Annotated in this window: 20 protein-coding genes; 18 read left to right on the forward strand and 2 right to left on the reverse strand. The window is 31.3% G+C overall.

The annotated features are described in order from the left end of the window. The first annotated feature begins 156 nt into the window (after window positions 1-156). Window positions 157-900 carry a YoaK family protein gene (locus ACHAJD_RS01040; protein ID WP_435583989.1) on the forward strand — a complete coding sequence of 248 codons (744 nt, stop codon included), beginning with the start codon at window positions 157-159 and terminating at the stop codon, window positions 898-900. Window positions 901-1,147: 247 nt separating this feature from the next. Then, window positions 1,148-1,675: a peptidylprolyl isomerase gene (locus ACHAJD_RS01045; protein ID WP_435583990.1), complete on the forward strand. Its 528-nt coding sequence runs from the start codon at window positions 1,148-1,150 to the stop codon at window positions 1,673-1,675. Between the two features lie 46 nt (window positions 1,676-1,721). On the opposite strand, the gene ACHAJD_RS01050 is transcribed toward ACHAJD_RS01045, so the two are convergent. Further along, window positions 1,722-3,206, reverse strand: coding sequence for a bifunctional metallophosphatase/5'-nucleotidase (locus tag ACHAJD_RS01050; protein ID WP_435583991.1), 1,485 nt, complete (start codon window positions 3,204-3,206; stop codon window positions 1,722-1,724). Between the two features lie 138 nt (window positions 3,207-3,344). On the opposite strand from ACHAJD_RS01050, the gene ACHAJD_RS01055 reads away from it, so the two are divergent. From ACHAJD_RS01055 to ACHAJD_RS01090, 8 genes are all read left to right on the forward strand, one after another. Continuing rightward, the gene (locus ACHAJD_RS01055) at window positions 3,345-4,274 is read left to right on the forward strand and encodes an alpha/beta fold hydrolase (RefSeq protein ID WP_435583992.1); all 930 of its coding nucleotides are present in this window, start codon (window positions 3,345-3,347) and stop codon (window positions 4,272-4,274) included. Window positions 4,275-4,285: 11 nt separating this feature from the next. Beyond that, window positions 4,286-5,545 (forward strand): helix-turn-helix domain-containing protein, encoded by a 1,260-nt coding sequence (locus ACHAJD_RS01060; protein WP_435583993.1) that lies wholly within the window; start codon window positions 4,286-4,288, stop codon window positions 5,543-5,545. 343 nt (window positions 5,546-5,888) lie between these two features. Continuing rightward, on the forward strand, window positions 5,889-6,971 hold the full coding sequence (tdh, locus tag ACHAJD_RS01065) for an L-threonine 3-dehydrogenase (RefSeq protein ID WP_435583994.1): 1,083 nt from the start codon (window positions 5,889-5,891) through the stop codon (window positions 6,969-6,971). Further along, a complete protein-coding gene (locus tag ACHAJD_RS01070; RefSeq protein WP_435583995.1) occupies window positions 6,964-8,142 on the forward strand; it encodes a glycine C-acetyltransferase in 1,179 nt (392 codons plus the stop codon). The genes tdh and ACHAJD_RS01070 overlap by 8 nt, the downstream gene beginning before the upstream one ends. Before the next feature lie 15 nt (window positions 8,143-8,157). Then, on the forward strand, window positions 8,158-9,117 hold the full coding sequence (locus ACHAJD_RS01075; RefSeq protein ID WP_435583996.1) for a hypothetical protein: 960 nt from the start codon (window positions 8,158-8,160) through the stop codon (window positions 9,115-9,117). Between the two features lie 86 nt (window positions 9,118-9,203). Further along, window positions 9,204-11,630, forward strand: a complete 2,427-nt coding sequence (locus tag ACHAJD_RS01080; protein WP_435583997.1) for a hypothetical protein — start codon at window positions 9,204-9,206, stop codon at window positions 11,628-11,630. A 4-nt stretch (window positions 11,631-11,634) separates the two neighbouring features. Beyond that, window positions 11,635-12,912, forward strand: coding sequence for a helix-turn-helix domain-containing protein (locus ACHAJD_RS01085; RefSeq protein ID WP_435583998.1), 1,278 nt, complete (start codon window positions 11,635-11,637; stop codon window positions 12,910-12,912). A gap of 9 nt (window positions 12,913-12,921) precedes the next feature. Then, on the forward strand, window positions 12,922-13,284 hold the full coding sequence (locus ACHAJD_RS01090; RefSeq protein ID WP_435583999.1) for an HIT family protein: 363 nt from the start codon (window positions 12,922-12,924) through the stop codon (window positions 13,282-13,284). A 10-nt stretch (window positions 13,285-13,294) separates the two neighbouring features. Here the strand turns inward: ACHAJD_RS01090 and ACHAJD_RS01095 are convergent, their stop codons facing one another. Next, window positions 13,295-13,789, reverse strand: coding sequence for a hypothetical protein (locus ACHAJD_RS01095; RefSeq protein ID WP_435584000.1), 495 nt, complete (start codon window positions 13,787-13,789; stop codon window positions 13,295-13,297). A 101-nt stretch (window positions 13,790-13,890) separates the two neighbouring features. Here ACHAJD_RS01095 and ACHAJD_RS01100 point away from each other — a divergent pair, with 101 nt between their 5' ends. The 8 genes from ACHAJD_RS01100 to ACHAJD_RS01135 all read left to right on the forward strand — a co-directional run bounded on the left by ACHAJD_RS01100 (window position 13,891) and on the right by ACHAJD_RS01135 (window position 21,190). Next, window positions 13,891-15,147: a helix-turn-helix domain-containing protein gene (locus ACHAJD_RS01100; RefSeq protein WP_435584001.1), complete on the forward strand. Its 1,257-nt coding sequence runs from the start codon at window positions 13,891-13,893 to the stop codon at window positions 15,145-15,147. An 8-nt stretch (window positions 15,148-15,155) separates the two neighbouring features. Then, window positions 15,156-15,572, forward strand: coding sequence for a secondary thiamine-phosphate synthase enzyme YjbQ (locus ACHAJD_RS01105; RefSeq protein WP_435584002.1), 417 nt, complete (start codon window positions 15,156-15,158; stop codon window positions 15,570-15,572). A 10-nt stretch (window positions 15,573-15,582) separates the two neighbouring features. Next, window positions 15,583-16,668: a M48 family metallopeptidase gene (locus tag ACHAJD_RS01110; protein ID WP_435584003.1), complete on the forward strand. Its 1,086-nt coding sequence runs from the start codon at window positions 15,583-15,585 to the stop codon at window positions 16,666-16,668. A 151-nt stretch (window positions 16,669-16,819) separates the two neighbouring features. Then, window positions 16,820-17,725, forward strand: coding sequence for a flavin reductase (locus tag ACHAJD_RS01115; RefSeq protein ID WP_435584004.1), 906 nt, complete (start codon window positions 16,820-16,822; stop codon window positions 17,723-17,725). 103 nt (window positions 17,726-17,828) lie between these two features. After that, window positions 17,829-18,794, forward strand: coding sequence for an arsenic resistance protein (locus ACHAJD_RS01120; RefSeq protein ID WP_435584005.1), 966 nt, complete (start codon window positions 17,829-17,831; stop codon window positions 18,792-18,794). Between the two features lie 121 nt (window positions 18,795-18,915). After that, the gene (locus tag ACHAJD_RS01125; protein WP_435584006.1) at window positions 18,916-19,155 is read left to right on the forward strand and encodes a DUF2249 domain-containing protein; all 240 of its coding nucleotides are present in this window, start codon (window positions 18,916-18,918) and stop codon (window positions 19,153-19,155) included. Next, the gene (ric, locus tag ACHAJD_RS01130; RefSeq protein ID WP_435584007.1) at window positions 19,148-19,837 is read left to right on the forward strand and encodes an iron-sulfur cluster repair di-iron protein; all 690 of its coding nucleotides are present in this window, start codon (window positions 19,148-19,150) and stop codon (window positions 19,835-19,837) included. Before ACHAJD_RS01125 ends, ric begins: the two co-directional genes overlap by 8 nt. A 96-nt stretch (window positions 19,838-19,933) precedes the next feature. Then, entirely contained in the window at window positions 19,934-21,190 is a 1,257-nt protein-coding gene (locus ACHAJD_RS01135; RefSeq protein WP_435584008.1) for a hypothetical protein, read from the forward strand. The last annotated feature ends 1 nt before the right edge of the window (window position 21,191 follow it).

The raw sequence follows: 21,191 nt of genomic DNA on the forward strand, positions 1-21,191 counted from the left end.
TCTAGCTGCAGCACTTTCTGGTATTTGTGTGCTACTATCTTTATTAACTAAAAAACCAGTTATTGTTTTAAAGCCTATTCAAGAAGAAGTTTCAGATGCATTTGTATTATAATTAAATAAATTTTTTTAAAAAATCTGAGAACAGGAGGGTTGTAAATGATTAAGAATATTGAGCAAAATAATCCAGGCTACAAGAAACTTCTTTGGTTTTGTGGCTGGTTACTTACATTTTGGTCTGGAAGCATTAATATGATTGCAACCTACGCCATCTTGTTCTCAAGAGTTTCACATATGACAGGGCCAGCATCAGATCTTTCACGGTTTCTCGTGACGGATATAAGAATGGCGTTTTACTTAATGTTAATTGTATTTTCATTTATATTTGGTGCCTATATGTCAGCCATCGTTGCAAAATACATAAAATTCTCTGCAAATCTTATGCTTTCAACCCTTCCCGCATTGGTTTCAATGATTTTGATTTTAACCAATAATCAAATGATTGAAAGTTTAGGGACACATATTTTTGCTATGTTACTTCCTATGGGAATGGGTTGGCAAAACGGAGCGACTTCACAAAGTGAAATAGGTAGAACGACTCATGTGACTGGCGATATAACAGATATAGGGATTGGAATTGCCCGTGGAGATTGGGCTAAGACATTTTATTTTAGTGTAAAGTTTTTGGGTTATGTTTCAGGTGGGATTACCGGGTTACTTATTATGGATTTCAGTCCAATAATAGCGCTTATTATTAGTGTATTAGGGATCGTTATTATAGGAATGACTATCGGAATATTTGACATTAAAAATCAGTCCATAAGAAAAAAACTAGAACTAAGTTCACCGCCTCTTGAACTAAAGAATTCCATAGAAATGACAAGGTCACAACAAGCATCTTAGAATGCTTGTTGTGACCTTTTTTAATATTAATTTTATGAAGTGTGCTTTAAAACGATTATTGAATATGTGATTAATTTAATAAACCCCTTGCAACATGGTCCATAGATCATTGAGAAAAAGTAAAAGCGTATACTAAATAGTTCAATACACTTTCATTCTATCTATTACTAAACTTTTTCCGCTTTTTTCAAGCTATTTTAAACTATATGGTATAATATTACGTATAAATTAAAAGGAGTTTTATACAATGGATTATCAAAAATATATTAATGAATCTAATCCTTTAGTCACAATGAAAATTAAAGGACTAGGAGAAATCAAACTAGAACTATTTAATGATGTTGCGCCGAATACAGTAGCTAATTTTGTAACACTAATTGAAAAAGGGTATTATAATAAGTTAATATTTCACCGTGTAATTCGTAATTTTATGATTCAAGGCGGTTGGGGTGCGGATACAGAGTGTTCGATAAAGGGAGAGTTTAAATCTAACGGATTTAATAACGAACTTAAACATACACGTGGGGTTATCTCGATGGCTAGAACGATGGTTAAAGATTCAGCGACAGGACAGTTTTTTATCATGCATCAAAATAGTCATCATTTAGATGGGGAATATGCAGGATTTGGTGGGATGATTGAAGGATTTGATGTGCTAGATGCCATTGCTTCAGCTCAAACCGATCGTAGTGACCAACCGCTCAATGATATTCAAATTGAAAGTGTGAGTGTTGATTTAAGAGGCACTAAAATTCAAGAAGTTCAATGTGTATAAAAACCGCTTAGCGGTTTTTTTTATGAAAAAAGACGCTAATTAGCGTCTAATTTACAGTGTCTTCTTGATTGTTTTGATTAGGAATATAAGTAGTTAAAATTGGATTACTTAAACTAAAAGTTGAATAAATTAACGCTTGATTCTTAAGTTCATAATAAGCTAAATCCCTTAAAAATAAAGTCGTTTCAACACTGTCTGTTCCATCTTTAAATGAATAACTATTATGGAAAAATAAGTAATCGTTTGTAGCCACCTTATAATATTCGGTATCATTGAAGTAGGTTATTTCCGTACTATAATAATCTAAACGACCCATAAGATTTTTAATTTGTGCACCAGTTAAATAAGTTGTTATTACTTCATTATCAAACGGCCAAACATCATATAAGGTTGATAATGTAATATAGGCGTTACCTTCAATATTTGTACGCGTACCACCCGTGTTATGAAAACCGATGTCTGCGTTTGTCGCCGTACGCATTAAAGTAGACATCCAGTAGGTGAGGTCATTGCGATATAAAGTTTGATTTGTATAAATAATAGGTTCATTAAATATTGCATCTGTTTCAAACACATATTGGTTAATGAGTGTTTGAACACCTGGGTGCGCACTTGTTAATAAACCATTTGTTGCTTGTGTATAGTTAGACATCGTTACATCAGTTACGAGTTTATTGTCTATTTCAAAACGTATATGACCAACATGAGAGCCATACCCACCAGATTGAATGGCAGGGATTCCATAACTAAAACCAGATTCTACTCTATGTGAATGGGCATTAAAAATTGCATCAACTTTTGCATCACCAACAAATTCAAAAGCTGCATCGTTAACACCACCTGCATCATGAGTTAACAGTAAGACTAAATCAACGCCTTCTTCAGTTCTAAGGTAGGTTGCGTATTCTTTAACAATAGGGACAGGGTTTTTAAATTCATAATCTTCAACAAACCTTGTAGAAATAGAACGTTCTAATCCATAGCCTATTATGCCTATAATGCCAATTTTCATATCACCTTTAGTGATAATGGTATAAGGATCAATGCCGGCAGGCATATCATTAGTACCTTTATAATGAACATTTGCACCTAGCATTGGAAAATTAGCGACATAATGCGCACTTTCAGGATTAAAGTAACGACTTACTGTTTCTAATCCCCAATCAAATTCATGATTGCCTATAGCCATTGCATCAAATAAAGAAGCATTCATTAAATGAATCATAGATTCACCTAAATAATGGTTTGATAAAGCACTTCCATGAACCATATCGCCACCAGATAAAATAAGCGTATTTTCAGGATAAGTTTGCTTTTGTGCAATTAATAAATTAGCGATATGGGCAAATCCCATTCGGTTTCCCTCAGGTAAAATTGCACCATGTAAATCATTGACATAAAAAATATCTAAGAATTCTAAAGGTGTGCTTTCATCAATAGTGTTTCCATTATCTTTAATATCTTTTTCGATACAAGCACTTAGGTTAAAAACTATTAATACTAATAGTAATAATAATGCTATTTTTTTCATCGTCATCATCCTTTTTTAAGCCTTTTTATTTTAACATACTATCAGTAAATTGCCTATGTAAAACGAAAACAAAAAAACCTTATTAAAACTAACATATGTTATAATAAATATGAAAGTTTCGTTTATTGGGGGAAAGTTATGAAAACAATGGCGCTATTTATAGAAGGGACCTCTAAGAGTAATTTGCATGTCGTAAGTTATTTACCTGAAAAACCCAAAGGTGTCGTTCATATCCTTCATGGTATGGGTGAACACGGATTAAGATATGCGCACTTTGCGGCGTTTTTAGTTTCACATGATTATGCTGTTTATACCCATGATCACCGAGGACATGGTATGAGTTTAAAACCTAACCAACAAGTAGGTTTGTTTGATGAATCTGACACATTTGAAAATATCATTGAAGATGTAGAACTTATCAGAAATCATATTAAGAAAGTCCATAAAGACTTACCTTATTATGTGTTGGGTCATAGTATGGGGTCAATTATTTTAAGAAGATATTTACAAGTATACTCGAATGCTACCATAGAAAAAGCTATTATTATGGGATCTTTACCAAAATACAAGGGAACTTATATTAAGTTGATGCGATTGATGGCAACTTTTTTGGGTCTTTTTAAAGGCAATCATAAAAGACATGAAGGTCTTGCGAAATTATTAAATGATGGTCTTATAAAACAAATTAAGCAACCAATTACAAAATTTGATTGGCTAACTCAAGATAAAAAAATCGTGCAAAAATATATAGAAGATCCTCTTTGTGGGTATGCTTATAATAAGCGCTTTTATAAAGACTTCTTTAAAACTGTCGATAAGGTAAATAATAAAGAGTCTATGTTAGAAGCAAAAATTCTACCTACATTATTTATCTCAGGGCTCTTAGATCCTATAAATACAAACGGGACCGCAATTGAAAAGTTAGCACGTTATTATTTATCGATACATCCAAATTATCCATTAAGAATCTATGAAGTTTTAGAAGCCAGACATGAAGTGTTAAACGAACTAAACAAAGATAAAACCTATCAAAAATTACTTGAGTTCTTAAATGAAACCGAAGTTTAAGGAGCACATTTATGACGAATTCTATATATCCCAAATCAAACTTAAAAATACTAGGACAAGTATTTAAGTTTGAGCGCATGAAAAAAGGTTATTCTTTAAGAGGGATTGCCCGAAGCGAAAATGTTGCACCAACATTAGTTTCAGAAATTGAAACCGGTAAAATATTTCCAAACGTTGAAACACTTGAACGTTTGTTTAGTCATGTTGATATCAACTTAATAACGGATTTAGATTTTTTAACAGATAAATATGAACAACTAGAACTTTATAATGAAGCAATGTATTATGGTGATCGTGTAAGAATGAATGACATTTTTAAATTGTTATATCAAAAACATCACGAGCTTTTTTATTCGCTTATATATATCGACTATATGTTTTCTTACATAACTTATCAGTCTTCATATAATGGCAATTATTCATTAGAAGAAATTGATAAACTTGAAGTATTTTATGATTACTTTTCTGAACAACAAAAACAAAGATTTAATTTAATAAAAGGCGTTAATCTATTTAAAACTAATCAAGTGGCAGAAGCGGTCAGATATTTAGAAGCTAACCAGTTTTTACATGGAAATCAAAAAGCTTATGCAATTAACTTAAGTTATTTAGCTTTTAGTTATGAAAGACAGTTTAGAATACATAACTGTATTCTTCAAGCCAGTAGAGCTTCACGTTTACACGGAGAGCATGCAAACTTAAGACGTAAATTAGCAGCGGATTTAGTTTTAGTAAAAAACTTAACCGAAGTCGGTAGATTTGATGAGGCAGTTTCAACACTGAATAACTTAGAGTTAAGTATTCAACATGATGATATGGACACCAAGCATTTTTTTAATCACCTTAGATTTTTAAGATCATACACTTACTATAGACAAAAAAAATATGAACAAGCCTTAAAAGAACTTGATTTGTATGAAATAAGCGATTTGTATTTTCATTTTTATAAAGCCAATATATTAAATCGCCTTAATAGAAATGATGAAGCAGTTAGTGTTTTAAAAGCGTCGCTTCAGCTATCGGAAATTAAATCACATTATTTGTTTTCGAGATTAAATAAATTATTCATGTATTTTATAACTAAAAAATATGATAATGATGAATTTGAAACGCTCTACATTGAACTATCAAATAAGCCTGAAGCCATTTACGAGTTTAATATTTATCGCATCATCCAAATTATGGCACTAGAATATTACGAGCATAATAAATTATTTGACAAAGCTTTAAAAGTTGCCAAAGATTACATGAAAGAGTCGAAATTTCTGTAAATATGAACCAACAAAGGGTAATTTTCACTTTAAAGGTGAAATTTACCCTTTTGTAAACTAACAGTACCTACTTGTTTATGTATTCAACGTATTGCATAATATAAATGTAGTAGACGGGTTAAGGATTTAGGTATAAGTTTTGGAAGGCTTGTGAGGGATTTTTTTATTCGTTTACCATTACTCCTTTTTTATTTTTTTAGGTCATCCATTAGTAAACTGGATGACTTTTTTCTGCTTAAAAAACGAATTAAATATTTCTTTTAAAACATGCTTATTAACGATTGTCTTTATGTTATAATGATAATGATGTAAGCGTTATTATTAATTGAAGGAGTTTCTAAATATGAGAACATATGAAAACGGTAAAACTTTAGAAATGATGGCTGTTGTAAAAGACCAGCCTGGAAAAGGTTTTTCTTATAAGAAAAAAACACTAACCACTGATTTAAAAGACAACGAAGTATTAGTAAAAGTATTAACGGCATCGTTTTGTGGGACTGATTATCATATTTATACTTATGATGATTGGGCAAAAAAACGTCTTAAATTACCTTTAACTGTTGGACACGAGTTTAGTGGTGAAATTGTTAAAGTAGGCCAAGCGGTTGATCGCGTTAAAGTTGGCGATGTAATAAGCGCTGAAACCCATATTATTTGTGATGAATGTGAGTTCTGTTTAAGAGGAGAAGGTCATATTTGTGAGAAAACACTTATTATTGGTGTGGATACAGATGGATGTTTTGCGAATTATATTAAAATGCCAGCTGCTAATTGCTTTGTGAATAGTAAAGATGTTAATCCACTACATTTATCTGTTCAAGAGCCTTTAGGGAACGCTGTTCATACAATGTCACATTTTGATATTAAAGACAAAGTTGTAGCAGTTGTTGGATGTGGACCAATCGGCTTAATGGGTGTGGATGTTTCAAGAGCCCTTGGCGCTAAAACCGTGATTGCTATAGAAGTTAATGCCTACAGAAGAAACTTAGCAAAAGAACTAGGCGCTGATCATGTGGTTAATCCTTTAGAAGAAGATGTTATTGAAGCTGTCATGAAACTAACAAACGGTAAGGGTGTCGATGTCATTGGGGAGTTTAGTGGAAATAAAACGGCTATTGAACAAGCGTTTAAGTATATTAAACCAGGTGGTGGAATGAGTTTACTTGGTATTCCAGCACAACCGATTGAACTCGATTTAGCGACAGATATCGTTTTTAAAGGGATCCATATTTATGGGGTTGTTGGACGATTAATATATGATACATGGTATCAAGTTAAAGCACTAATCGAATCAGGCAAGCTAAATCTTGATAAAATCATTACACATGAGTTCCCATTATCTAAAATTAATGAAGCTGCAGAAATTATGGGTAGTGGAAATTGTGGGAAGATTGTATTAAAACCAGAGGATGATATTTATGAATAAACTTGCATTTATTGATGAGAAAATCGCACAACTCAAAATAGACGGTGTCTATAGAGAGTTACCAGTAAATTATGGACCTTGTACGAATGTAATTAATTTAAACGGAAAACAAGTTGTTAATTTATCTAGTAATAACTATTTAGGCTTAGCCAACCATCCACGTGTTAAAAAAGCATCAATGGACGCATTGGAAAAATACGGTGTTGGTGCTGGTAGTGTTCGTACGATTGTAGGAAATCAAGATTTATTAGAAACTTTAGAAGTTTTATTAGCTGAGTTTAAACATGAAGAAGCTGTTATGTGTTTTCAATCAGGCTTAAACTGTAATATTGGGACGATTCAAGCCATTACAGAAAAAGGAGACTTGATTATTAGTGATGAGCTAAATCATGCCTCTATCATAGACGGTGTTCGTTTATCTAAAGCTGATAAAGCAGTCTATAAACATAACAATATGGAGCATTTAGAAAGCATTTTAAAAGAAAGACGAGAAAATTACCGTAATGTATTGATTATAACTGATGGTGTTTTCTCAATGGATGGGGATTTAGCCCCATTACCACAAATCGTAGAATTAGCCAAAAAATACAACGCATTAACTTATGTAGATGATGCTCATGGTAGTGGTGTACTTGGTAAGAGTGGTCGAGGGACAGTTGACCATTTTGGATTACATGGTGAGATCGATTTTATTATCGGTACATTAAGTAAAGCTATTGGGGTTGTTGGGGGTTATGTAGCAACTAAGCAAAATGTAAAGTCATGGTTATTGCATCGTGCTAGACCATTGCTATTTTCTACAGCCTTACCGCCTGCAGCTACTGCAGCAACCATTGAGAGTGTTAAAATGCTTATGGAAACAGAAGAATATACTGAGAAGCTTTGGGATAATGCACGTTATTTTAAACAAGCATTAAAAGATTTAGGGTTTGATATTGGAATAAGCGAAACCCCTATTACGCCTGTTATGATTGGAAACGAAGCAAAAACGATGGCATTTTCAAAAGCATTATTAGCCGAAGGCGTATTTGTTTCAGCTATCGTTTTCCCGACAGTAGCTTTAGGTAAAGGTAGATGTAGGGTAATGATTAGTGCCTCTCATACTAAAGAAGATTTAGATTTAGCCATTAATGCGTTTAAGAAAGTAGGGAAAGAACTAGACGTTATTTAACGTTTGGTTTCTTTTATGAAAATTTCACGTTTATTAGGTTTTGTTACACTTACTTCTTTTGTAATGATTATATTAGTCCTTACGCTTTGGAATTTAATTTTGAATCAACCCGTATTCTTAGTTGTATTTAGCTTTTTCTCAATTGGTGCTATTGTAACGATAATTAAAGTATTTAAAGAAGATGTTTTAGGTAAACCTCATGTTGTATTAGACATTAAAAAACAAGGGGTAGACATATTAATGGTTGTTATTGGATCATTTTTAACGTATATCATTCACATTAACACACCGTTTTGTATTGTCTTATCAAGTGGATTAATCGGTATCTTGGCAGCATTATTTGTAAAGAAATATCAAGTGGCCTTATATTGCGGATCATTTGTAGGAATGAGTAGTCCTTTGCTCTTAGGGATATATCCTTTTATCTTAGCAAGTTTGTTAGCAGGATTAATTTATATCCTTGTTAAAGATGTATTCAACGGTTATGGTGGTAAACTTGGAACAATTGCTTTATCTGGAGCGTTAATCACTTCACTTATTGCGGGGACACCATTTTTAGAAGGCACTGTTTATACATTAAATCAACAACTTTTGATTATATTTTTTAGTACTTTTGCAGCAACTATAACCTATACACTAAGTATTCGTTTTAACCAAGGGCCTGTTTTAGCAAGTGGCTTTGTAGGATTTTTTCTAGGCGCTGTGCTTCGTTTTGCGAGTGCAACAAACGGCTTAATGTTAGCTATAGTCGTGATTGGCGCATCATTTGCAGGAATGAGCAATCAAGCAAAGTTAAAAGACGAGCGATTCGTAGCGTTAGCCGGTGTATTATTTGGATTAATCTTTATATTTAGCGCACCATTTTTTGGTGGTGCAGGTGGAAAACTAGGAACAATTGCTTTCTTAAGTGTTTTTAGTGTTCATGGTATTACATTAGTTATAAATAAGTTTCAACTTAGAAAACAAGTGTGTTAAAATTAAAACCCTAACTTAAACGTTAGGGTTTTATTGCTATAAGTACATTATTTTGATAAAATCAAACTATCAACGGAGGTGAGGCTATGGGTAACATCTCTTGGCATTTGCATCAAAGTATTTTATATAACACGCCAATTACCATCACAGTGAAGTCACAATATTCTGGATTAAAAGAATATCACTGTGTTGTTTTTGAATGGTTAGAATCTGAAGATAAAATTAGATTCCATCTAATGGATGAAAACTATAGATTACTTTATGATGACATGTATTTACCACAAATAGCAACACAGCCGCTTAAACAAATAAAGTCGATTCAAATGATTTATCCGTTATATTACAGCTACCCAGATGAACTTTCACTAAAAAGTAAAGTTGCTTTAGAAAAACAAACGACTAAAGATTTTTTTGATGCATATCAATTTAATATTCGCAAATTATTTGCCATAAACACATTTGAACTTATAAAAGAAAATATTGAAACCATTAAAATTGATCCGTTAAAAACACTTTATAAATCTGTAATTTTGTTAGATAAGCCAATCTTTCAACCTTTACTTTCTGTAAAAGTTGTCTATAACATCGAAAAAGCTTGTTATGAAGAAAAAGAACTTGTTATTAACAAGACTAATCATTACGCTTTAAAAATCATTCCAAACGATGTAGATTCTTTATCGATTTCAACCTTTAAAAAATTTATTAAACCATCAGTGATAACTAAAGAAGAATCTATTTACTTTTTATCACAAACAAAAGTAAGAAGGTCAATAGAAGATCGGATAAAACTCGTTTTAAATGTGCCGCAAACTAGACCGTTTAAAGCATATTTTGATTTATTAAACCTTAAAAATTTAGGACGTAAGGACTATATATTACCCTTTACAAACGAGAAGCTATACTTACGCGAAAATCAAATCGCATTTTCTAGTATGAAACATCCTGTCACTATGTTATATGATGCGAACATAGAAGAAATTACACAAACGGCTATTCAAATTGTTAAAACAGCCCTTTTAAACAATCAATCAATATTAATTATAGATAAATATGATGTCATAAAATCATCTAGTTTACCAAGTGGCGTGTTAGATTTGAAAGACGAGAATAACACTTTAACTGCTTTTAATAAATCGTATACATCCTTAAGTGACTATCCACTTTTTAAAGCTCATGATTATGAATCGTATTTTGATCATATTGAATCTACATTTACGCAGGTTAAACGCTATGAAATGTTAGTCGACTATATTAAACACTTTAATGATTATGAGTTATTTCATGAAAGCATCATGGCAGAAAGTTTAATGATTGATGTAGCCAGACACCATTATGAAACACCTATTAGCGAACTTTACAATAAAACTACCACAACAGAAAGTCTAAACGATACGCTTGAACACTTACAATCACACCGTATGAAAAAATTAAATCATAAAGCATACAGAAAATTAAGTGATTTAGTGCTCAAACAAGATATTAAAGAAATCTTTAAAGAAATTAAAAAACCATACATTTTTCAGCAAATTAAGCAAATTTTCCCTGCAATTATCGTGAAAAACACGAAGTTTTTAGCTTATCAGAAAAAGCCATTTGATTGTATGATATTTATCAATCCGAATCATAAAAACAGTTTAGACCTACATTATTCAGATAAAGTTACCATCCTTAGTGATGCAGCACATAAAGAAGTTGGCTTAACTAGTGTATACTTAAATGTAAAAGAAGATGTTGTTAAAACTTATCAAGGTTCCAATTCATATGCATCACTGTATATACACCCAGTTCAAAGTAAAAAAGAATCGTATCCACATGAATCAACTAAAGAAGTGCTTGCAATAAAACAGTTTATCAGTAATCATCCATATCCTTATTTTGATATTAGAACTGCATTCAATGCACAAAAAAAATTACTTAAAACAACACTAAAAAAACCAGTCCAAACATTATATGATCCATTAAAGAATGAGCCAGTGATTATAGGATTAGGCTTACATAAAAACACCCAACAAGAAACCTATGATTGGATAAAAAATCATCCTCATATGATGCCTAAACTCTATGATAATCACCCACAGCCTATCCATTTATTTATTGATTTGGATACAGTACTTACGCTTAGTGATTCAAGTGATCTATTATTTCGAAGACTTTTTAATTTATATCCAAATAACTTACCGGTTATAGATTTAAACACCTTTGATCATTACTTATACCATAATAATATTAAAACATATAAAAAGAATGAGAATCTTAAATCGATTTTATTAGGACTACCACATATGGAAAGTATTGATGAGGCTGCATTTACTTTATATAACCATACAAATGATTTAAGAATGATATTATTAAGAACGCCTGTACATCCATCAATTTATACCATTGAGCGATTACTAAAACGCTCGAGGCAAGAAAAAATTGATGTTTACTTTATTGATACAACCATGTATCAAAGTGTTACCTTCAAAGTAGAACTTTTAAAACAACTAAGACGTTTAGAAGAAATCGGGTGATGAAATGAACTTACAAGTAGACTATATAAACGAACATATTTTAAAAACATTTGGTCAAATGATTAAAATTCGTCGTCACTTAGCCAAGCTCACTTTAAGGGAACTTGCAAGTCATTCAGGACTTTCACATACGTTACTTAACAAAATTGAACATGGATTAGTGCCAATAACTGAGGAAAGTTATGAAAAAATCACACGTGCATTACGTGTGAATTTTATGCATGATGAAGAAAAAAATCAACGTTTTTTCGAGTTGAGAAAACAGGTTAAGGATGCATTGTTTTATGTAGCAATTCCAAATATTTTACCAAAAATGGAACAGATTGAAATAGAAGAGCCTTATTATTTAAACTCCTGTTTGACGATTGATTACATTGTTTTATTTATTGGGGTATATAATTACCCTCATCATGGGAAAATGGAAAAAACAAAAATGTTTCTTCAAGCAATTGATTATGTTAGTGATATGCTTGACTCAAACTTGTATGAGGATTATGCATTATATCGAGGGATTTACTATTTTAATTTAAAAGAATATGAGGTAGCCTTAGATAACTTACATAAAGGATTAGATAATAATCCTTCTGAGACATCAGTGCCTTTATATAACTATTTTTTAGGACGCACCTACGGAGAAAGTTATAAACTCACAAAATCAACGAAGTATTTCAAAATAGCTATGCAATTGTTTGAACGCCAAAACAACATGAGACGCGCCGTTTATGCACGTTTATATATTGCAGTTAACCGTATGAAAATGGCTGATTTTGATCAATTAATAGATGAGTTAAACTTTATTGAACAGTATGCAATCCGGGAAAAACTAACAGGGCTAACTTATGTAACAAGAATTAATACGCTTATCTATCATATTCTAAGACATGATTATCTTCAAGCAATCGAAACAGCTAGTAAAATTCAAAATAAAACAGGGTTATACTATTATTATTTAGCTTATGCACAAATAAAAGAAAACTTAATAAGTGAAGCCCTAAAAACCATTCAAATAGGCGAAAATGAAGTAAGCAAATCGGATTATCAAACAAAGATTGATACTATTGGCTTTGATTTTTTAGAAGGTATAATCGATCCTGAAAATACCGAAAATTATGAGACCATACTAGAAGAATACTTTTACGAATCAATTAAATCTTGTGCCTACAACCGAACGCAAATTGCATTTAAATATTATCGTGAGATGCTTGTTGAAAAGCGTCTATATAAAAAAGCGTACGATATTACAAAATTAATGATCGATATGAATAAAAAAGTGATGAAGTGAGGTGAGGGTATGTGTTTATTTTGTAAAAAAGCGTTTGAAATAATCTATGAAAATCATCATATGTATGTCATATTTGATTCTTACCCAGTTAGTAAGGGACACGCACTGATCATTCCAAAACGTCATATTGAACATTACTTTCTAGCAACAAACGATGAAATTATGTCTATGCATGATGCATTACACGTTATGAAAAATCGTTTAGATAAGATGTATCAACCTGATGGGTATAATATAGGTATCAATAACGGTGAAGCCTCAGGACAGACGATATTTCATCTCCACGTTCATTTGATCCCTAGGTATAAAGGTGATATGGATAAACCTCAAGGTGGCGTAAGAGGCGTTATTCCAGCCAAACAAAAGTATTAAAAAATCAAGCCTAAGCTTGATTATTAGATATTTTTGCTTTACAAGTACCTTTATGAACACTATACAAAATATAAATTGTCGATAAACCAATAAATAAAAGTAATAGAAGTTTCCAAAGCAGATTACCATACGGAAATATTATGGGTGTAAAAGCAATCCCTACTGCAGCTAAAAAGGCAATAACACAAGGTGTACAACCGAAAGTAAATAATGCAAATACAAATGAAACAACAGGAATGGTATTAGATCCTTTAGGTTCAACTTTGGTTAAGTTTAATTTAATTTGCGTAAAAGATAACATAATACTTGTTAATAAAGCCATCGTTAGATTAATCAGCATATGAACGATGAATAAGCCAACACCGAGTTCATTAATCATTGAATTAAGCGATCCAAATGCTAAAAAATCAAACATCATATATAAAGTTAATACGACTAAGAAAATGGCTAACCATATTAACATATTACGTGTTTTTAGTTGTTCGTTAAATACAATAGGTAACATTTTATCACTCCTTAATAATTATTTTAACATAATAATCATTTCTATCACTAAATTTGCATTTAGATAGGTTTGTCTTACAAACCATTAATGGAGGATGCCTCATGGAAAAATTAACTAAGGATTATGATCGTTTTCGTTTTAAAGTCCGTTTAAAAAGACATGAGAAAAAACTCACTCTACGAGAACTTGCGACCTTAACGAATCTTTCTCATAGTATGTTAACTAGAATTGAGCAAGGGTTAATGAAACCAACAGACGAGACGATGACAACGTTAAGTAAAGTATTGGATTTTAAACGTCAATATTGTTTAGAGTGTGAAACGAGCTTTGATACAAAATTTAATAAAATATATGAAGATATTTTGTATGCAAGAATTGAGCCAACGCATCCTTTTGCGGAAGAATTATATGAAAATCAGGACATTTATCTCAATTGTGATTGTTTTCATCGTTACTATTTAATCATGTTTATGTATACACAACACTTAAGAAGATATAAAGAATTTCAAGATGAGTTTTATCAAAAACTACTACTTCTTGAAGAATTGTTTGAAGGAAGGGATAAAGAGTTACTTTATATAGAATATGCAGCGTATTTCATTAATAAAGGAGATAGAGTTACATCCATAAAATATCTTGATCAATATGAAACATTTGGTAAGGATCAACATCTTATGGCTTTTAACCACCAAATTAGAGGGATTATTTTCGCAGAAAATTTTTATGATTATAAACAATCATTAAAAAGGTTTGAATTATCTTCTAACACGTTTCAAAAACTCTATAATTTTACACGTTTAATGCAAGCGAAAATTATGACCCAACGTATCTTAATTTATATGAACAGATTTGATGACTTTTTAGAGTCATATAAATATACGTATCACTATGCAGATATCAATAATAAGCCGTTCTTACTTGAAAGAGCTAAACAAAATATGACACGTTATCACCTTGCTCATCGTAATTACGCTGAAGCCCTAAAAATATTGAACACCTATAAATCAGAAAAAGGGGAGTATTACTGCTTTAAAGCGTATGCCTTATTCCAACAGAAATATGGTGTCGAAGCATTGCATGTTATTCAACAAGCTAAAACCGACCAGTTTGATGACCGTTATGGACACTTATGGTTAGCGATGGATGCGATTGAGTATGCTTTAACACACAGTCGAGATGATGAATACTTAAGTCGTTTGAAAAAATTTGCGGATTCAACATTTAATCAAGCCGATTTTATGTTAGTCAAAATGGCAACCAGATTATATACTGAAGCATTAGAAGAAAAACGATTATATAAAGAAGCGTATATTTATGCAGATAAACTATTACAAGCCATGAAAGAAATAATGAAGTAGGTGATTTAATGAAATCATATCGTAAAGAGTTATGGTTTGAAACAACGAAAAGAAGAGAACTTCTTAATATTACGCATGATGTCGAACGTTGTCTAAAAGAAAGTGGCATTAAAGAAGGGTTTTTATTATGTAACGCAATGCATATTACTGCAAGTGTCTTTATTAATGATGACGAACGAGGATTGCATCAAGATTTTGAAGTGTTTTTAGAGCGTTTAGCACCTGAGAAGCCTTATAATCAATATAAACATAATACATATGAAGACAATGCGGATGCCCATTTAAAACGTACGATTATGGGAAGAGAAGTTGTGGTTGCAGTTACAGATGGAGCATTAGACTTTGGCCCATGGGAGCAAATTTTTTACGGTGAATTCGATGGATTGAGAAGGAAAAGAGTTTTAATAAAAATCATTGGTGAATAGAAGGTAAATTATGATTGCTAGGTTTATATTATTAATGGTTTTTGGAATCGTTTTACTATTCAACTCATTTTTAGATGGCTTGAATATGACGGTTTCAAATTCAAAAAGTATAAGACGTAATTGGATCAAAAACGGTCTGATTCGTTTTACTATGTTTTTTATTGTATTTGCGGTCTTGTTTTTATTTAATGGACCGATTGAGCGATTGAACTTAGTGATTGGCGTAATTAGTGTAACCTTTTTACTTATTATAATTGAGACAGGGTTTAATTCGCCGCATAAGTCTATGTTTAAACGATTTAAACAAGCATCCATAAGATTTTTCTATAAACAGTTCATTGTTTATTTAGGCATGGCTTTTTTAATTACGACATTGTTTATTAACGCGTCATGGCAGACTTATTTTGTTTTATTTGGCGTTTTAATTATATTATCTATTTTACTCTACATTATTGTATTTAAATGGCTAGCATTTTATTTCTTTAAGCAAATTCCATATGAGATGCCATTTGATCAAACACTCTATCACATGGAACCTAATTTACAAAATCAACTCTATATAATTCAGAGTAAAAAGTTGTATTTACCTATGAATGCCCTTTTGATGGGGGTATTTAAGACAAAAAAAGTTTTATTAACACCTTCTTTATTAGGTGGATTAAACAGTAAGCAAGTTCAAGCAATTATTACCCATGAGATTGGTCATTATTTTCATAAACATTTATTAGAACGTCTATTCGTTTTAATCGCTGTATTTATTAGTTATTTGGCGATAACTTATGTCATTTTTGACACTTCATTCATACAGTTATTAGGTGTAGATACAACCCTAATTAACTATATAACTTTGTTAAGTGTCTTTATATATATTTTAGAAAATATAATTGAAACTTTATTTTACCAATTAGCACATAAACAAGAGTATGAAGCGGATACTTATGCGGCTAGTAAAGGCTATGCTATAGCATTAGCAAGTGCATTAGAAATCATTGATAAAAGACAAACTGAACAATCGTTTCATGCCCTATATCATAAACTTAAACTGTCTCATCCAAAAACTGAAACACGGATACAAAAACTAAGAGCGCATAGTTAATACGCGCTTTTTTATGTTTAAAAGCTGTTTTTTTATAACCCCTTACCTATTAAAAGTTGCTTCTAGTGGTATCCCCCATCTTGATTTTGTATATTTACTTTGATATTCAAAAAAAAATGGTATAATTAGTTTATAAAACGGGGGTGAAATGATGAAAAAATCAATACCTAAAATTCCACTCATCTACCCTTTACCGTTAACAATACTTGGGGTAAGTAATTCTGGAGGCACATTTTATACTACAGTAAGTAATCTTTCGGTAATGGGCACGACACCACCTATGATTAGCATCATGTTAGATGAGAAAAAACACATGCAAAAACAACTTGAAGTTGGCGTAAGAGTAAGTATTAATATCCCTTCTACAACCTCGATTGATAAAGCAGATTTATGCGCAACCGTATCGAGTGATGATTTTGACAAGTCGATTTTATTTGACACGCAATATGCGCTTAATACACCATATATTGAAGACTTTCCAGTCGCATTGATTGTCGAAATAATCGAACATGTTCATGTGAAACGTCATCATCTCTATATATGTGAGGTCAAAAAAACACTTGTAGAAGAGTCTTTGTTTGTCGATCAAAACATTCCATCTATGAATATTTTAGATCCAATCATTTACGGACTAGATGAAAAGTACTATCAAATTGGAAAAGTCATTGGAAAAGCGGCATTAGAGGGCAAAGCACTTTACCAAAACATTCGTAAGACTATGCCACCGAAACCTTATAGTTTCCATTTTAAATACAAACTTTGTTTACTAAAAGAGGCTGGTCACTCATATAAAGATTTATCAGAAGAATTTGATGTATATCATGAAACAATAGAAGACTGGTATGCACTTTATACACTATTTGGTAGAGAAGGATTAACTAAGAAGATGTCAAATAAACTTGCGTCTACTAAGTTTACCGATGAAGAGAAAAACCGTATGGTACAATTAATCGTATCAGGCAAAAAAACGTATCGTCAAGTATGTGATGAAAACCTTGTTAGTTTATCTAGACTTAAAAACTGGGTTAAAAAATACCGCAAAGAATCTAAAAAATAAAAGGAGACGTCGTCTCCTTTTTGTTTGCACACAAACTTATAGGGTATTATAGTTGAATCATTCGTATATTTAACATAGAATATTTTTTAGCAGGAGTGATTGTATGAAACTATTATATTGGATTTCAGGACATATTGTATTAAGTATTTTAATCGCTATGAGTATAGGGTTTTTGGTTGGGGCATTCATAGATACATCAAGTTTAAGAGGGCTGGTAACTTATTTATCATTTCTAATGGTTTATCCAATGATGGTCACATTAAATTTTAAAAGCTTAAAAGAAAAAGGGAACTTAAAGCTACAAGTCGTGACACAGTGCATTAACTTTATCTATTTACCACTTTTAGCGGTTTTGTTTGGCTACATATTTTTTAAGTTTAATGACAATTTCCGTTTAGGTATCTTATTAATTGCATTACTACCAACATCTGGTATGACAGTTTCATGGACAGTTATGGCAAATGGTAATGTTAAAGAAGCCATAAGAATGATTGTCATTGGACTTATTCTAGGTGGATTATTAACCCCCATATACTTAAATTTTTTTATGGGTGAGGCAGCAAATATTCCATTTACCCAAATCATTCAACAAATCATTGCCATTGTATTTTTACCTATGTTGTTAGGGTTTTTAACACAAACTCTACTTAAAAAACAATTTGGTGAACAAAAATTCATAACCAAAATTAAACCGATATTCCCACTTTTTTCAACGTTAGCCGTTGTGGTTTTAATTGGGATTGTAATGAGTTTACGTGCAAATATGTTAATCGCTAACCCAAACTTATTATTACATATTCTTGTGCCAATTGTGTTAGGGTATTTAACGATGTTAATAACCATCGATTTTATTGGCAGAAACTTATTTGAAAGAGCAGATAGAATCGCGTTAATCAACGGAACTATGATAAGAAGTCTGTCACTGGCTTTGGCAATTGCCTTAACTGTCTTTAATGAACAGGGACCTGAAATAGCACTTATAATCGCTATTGCTTATATCGTGCAAGTCCAACTAGCCGCATGGTATGTGAAAAAAGAGATTAAATTAAGCTTAAAGACTACAATGTAGTCTTTTTTTATTTACAAGGGTGCATTTTTTAGGCTTTAAGCCATTGATTATACTTATTACTATATCGGTTGTTAAGCAGTCTGAAACCTTTTAAAATGATAGTGTTAGAAAGGAGTGTACAATGAAAACAATTGACGCAACAAAATATATACCTAAAGAAAAACATCCAGCCATAATGAAATTATTCTTTTCATTAGAGGTTAATGAAAGTATGTTACTCATAAATGATCACGATCCAAAACCTTTATATTATCAGTTTCAAGCAGAGTATAAAGACACATTTACCTGGGAATATAAAGAAGAAGGACCAGATATTTATAAAGTAGTTATCACCAAAACAAAGGAGGTACATCATGATTAAACCAAATGATACATTAGGAAGTATAGTTACGCGTATTCCAAGTAGTGCAAAACTATTTGAGCAACATAAAATAGATTACTGCTGTAATGGGTATCGCAGTTTAGAAGAAGCATTAAAAAACGAACCAATCAATATTAAGGATTTATTAGAAGATTTAAATACTCTTTATGATAATTCAAAAAACCAATTAAATACCGATTGGACAAAAGCAGATTTAAATCTTTTAGTTGAACATATCCTTAATACACATCATGCGTTTTTATATGAAATGTTGCCTGTTTTAAGTGAACTAACTACTAAAATATTAAGAGTTCACGGCATGCATCATCCTAAATTATCAAAAGTACATAAAGATTTCCATATGTTAAAAACAGAACTAGAAGCACACTTAATAAAAGAAGAAACTATTCAATATCCAGCCATTTATAGCTATTTAGATACTAAGTCACCAGCCGATTTAGAACAAGCTAAAAAAGTGATTGATGATTTAGAAAGTGAACATGCTGCTGCTGGAGATTTACTGAAATCTTTAAGAAATGTAACCAATGATTACTCAGTCCCTGAAGATACTTGTGGCACTTACGAAAAGACATATGAATACTTAGAAATGCTAGAAAAAGATATGTTTCAACATATTCATTTAGAAAACAACATATTGTTTAAAAGATTACAAGATTTATAAAAAAAGTGCGAAATGCACTTTTTTTATATCCATACCTTGACAGATTAGGTATAGTGATTTATCATATACATAACTAGATTAGGTATGAGGTGTGTTATGGAAGAAAAAATCAAGCAATATGTTAGTTATCATTTTAGATTTGATCCAAGAGAAGACGTTGAGAGTATTATTGAAGAAGTAACAAGTAATTTAATTGATCGATATTATGAACTATTAGAAAAAACGAATAATGAACAAAAAGCTTATATTGAAGCGATTAAATCGATGGGAAGTTTTAAATCAAAAGACGATATTCCAGAACTATATAAGATAAAACCTGATTGGGCAGACATTGCATTTATAGTGTCCGCAATTTTAAGTATTTTTGCAGTAATCGCAATGTTTATCGATTCGACATTAGGGTTTGTATTAACCTTAAGTAGTATTTTACTTTTTAGCGGAGCAGCCTATTATTTTTATGCACAAGCACAATATACTAGAAAAGAAGAACTAGATATTGAAAAACACAATATCTATTTAACTAAAATATTTTCTTACTTAAAGACTTGTTTTGTGTTTTGGACCATTAATTTAGCGATAGTTTTTTCTTCAATTACTACTGGATGGACTGTATTCATGACATTAGCTAATTCAACCATTACTAATCCAACCAATATATCAATTGGTGGGTATATTATTATTACGCTATTATCTTTTTTGATTGGCATAATAATATTTGCTTTAATAGCTAAATTAATCTATGATCGACTATTAATGCGTTACCGTATACAAACTGGGCTTGCTTCACCACAAAGTAAAATTAAAGCATCTTATGACTATTTATCTGTTAAAGATGATAATGTATCAAATAGACATACAAGTAATTTTATTGTGACATTAAACAAAAAATTTACGAACAGAGTCATTTCATTCATGTTGTTAGGTGGATTACTATTTACAGTTTTAAGTCCTTTAGAAGTGTTTCTCCGCATCCAACATGAAAACGGATGGTATTTTTTAGATCCTGATACGATTGATAGAGGCGTCTATATCTTAGTGCTGATAAAATTATCACTATCGATAGATTACTATTTTTTAGGTATTTTAGGGTTACTTGGTTTAGTACAGTTATTTATTGTTATCTTGTTAGGATTATTAAATAAGATTAGAGCAACTAAGACAATTACATTGAGTTTTATAACATGGGTTAGTTTATCAATGATTATGTTCATAACGTTTGATGCAATTGATCGCATCGGGCATTATTTGAGTCCACTGTTTATGGTGCCAGTATTAGTAATGATTTTTGTAGGCTTGATTAAGTTAATTATTTCCATATTTTTACCAAAACCATTTGTAAATAAAGAGGTGTAAT

The organism is Liberiplasma polymorphum (genome assembly GCF_043951795.1).
Taxonomy (GTDB): domain Bacteria; phylum Bacillota_I; class Bacilli_A; order Izemoplasmatales; family Izemoplasmataceae; genus Liberiplasma; species Liberiplasma polymorphum.

Excerpts from the sequence above, each read along its gene's own strand:
- ACHAJD_RS01040 (WP_435583989.1), top strand. The coding sequence starts at position 157 with ATGATTAAGAATATTGAGCAAAATAATCCAGGCTACAAGAAACTTCTT.
- ACHAJD_RS01045 (WP_435583990.1), top strand. The coding sequence starts at position 1,148 with ATGGATTATCAAAAATATATTAATGAATCTAATCCTTTAGTCACAATG.
- ACHAJD_RS01050 (WP_435583991.1), bottom strand. The coding sequence starts at position 3,206 with ATGAAAAAAATAGCATTATTATTACTATTAGTATTAATAGTTTTTAAC.
- ACHAJD_RS01055 (WP_435583992.1), top strand. The coding sequence starts at position 3,345 with ATGAAAACAATGGCGCTATTTATAGAAGGGACCTCTAAGAGTAATTTG.
- ACHAJD_RS01060 (WP_435583993.1), top strand. The coding sequence starts at position 4,286 with ATGACGAATTCTATATATCCCAAATCAAACTTAAAAATACTAGGACAA.
- tdh (WP_435583994.1), top strand. The coding sequence starts at position 5,889 with ATGAGAACATATGAAAACGGTAAAACTTTAGAAATGATGGCTGTTGTA.
- ACHAJD_RS01070 (WP_435583995.1), top strand. The coding sequence starts at position 6,964 with ATGAATAAACTTGCATTTATTGATGAGAAAATCGCACAACTCAAAATA.
- ACHAJD_RS01075 (WP_435583996.1), top strand. The coding sequence starts at position 8,158 with ATGAAAATTTCACGTTTATTAGGTTTTGTTACACTTACTTCTTTTGTA.
- ACHAJD_RS01080 (WP_435583997.1), top strand. The coding sequence starts at position 9,204 with ATGGGTAACATCTCTTGGCATTTGCATCAAAGTATTTTATATAACACG.
- ACHAJD_RS01085 (WP_435583998.1), top strand. The coding sequence starts at position 11,635 with ATGAACTTACAAGTAGACTATATAAACGAACATATTTTAAAAACATTT.
- ACHAJD_RS01090 (WP_435583999.1), top strand. The coding sequence starts at position 12,922 with ATGTGTTTATTTTGTAAAAAAGCGTTTGAAATAATCTATGAAAATCAT.
- ACHAJD_RS01095 (WP_435584000.1), bottom strand. The coding sequence starts at position 13,789 with ATGTTACCTATTGTATTTAACGAACAACTAAAAACACGTAATATGTTA.
- ACHAJD_RS01100 (WP_435584001.1), top strand. The coding sequence starts at position 13,891 with ATGGAAAAATTAACTAAGGATTATGATCGTTTTCGTTTTAAAGTCCGT.
- ACHAJD_RS01105 (WP_435584002.1), top strand. The coding sequence starts at position 15,156 with ATGAAATCATATCGTAAAGAGTTATGGTTTGAAACAACGAAAAGAAGA.
- ACHAJD_RS01110 (WP_435584003.1), top strand. The coding sequence starts at position 15,583 with ATGATTGCTAGGTTTATATTATTAATGGTTTTTGGAATCGTTTTACTA.
- ACHAJD_RS01115 (WP_435584004.1), top strand. The coding sequence starts at position 16,820 with ATGAAAAAATCAATACCTAAAATTCCACTCATCTACCCTTTACCGTTA.
- ACHAJD_RS01120 (WP_435584005.1), top strand. The coding sequence starts at position 17,829 with ATGAAACTATTATATTGGATTTCAGGACATATTGTATTAAGTATTTTA.
- ACHAJD_RS01125 (WP_435584006.1), top strand. The coding sequence starts at position 18,916 with ATGAAAACAATTGACGCAACAAAATATATACCTAAAGAAAAACATCCA.
- ric (WP_435584007.1), top strand. The coding sequence starts at position 19,148 with ATGATTAAACCAAATGATACATTAGGAAGTATAGTTACGCGTATTCCA.
- ACHAJD_RS01135 (WP_435584008.1), top strand. The coding sequence starts at position 19,934 with ATGGAAGAAAAAATCAAGCAATATGTTAGTTATCATTTTAGATTTGAT.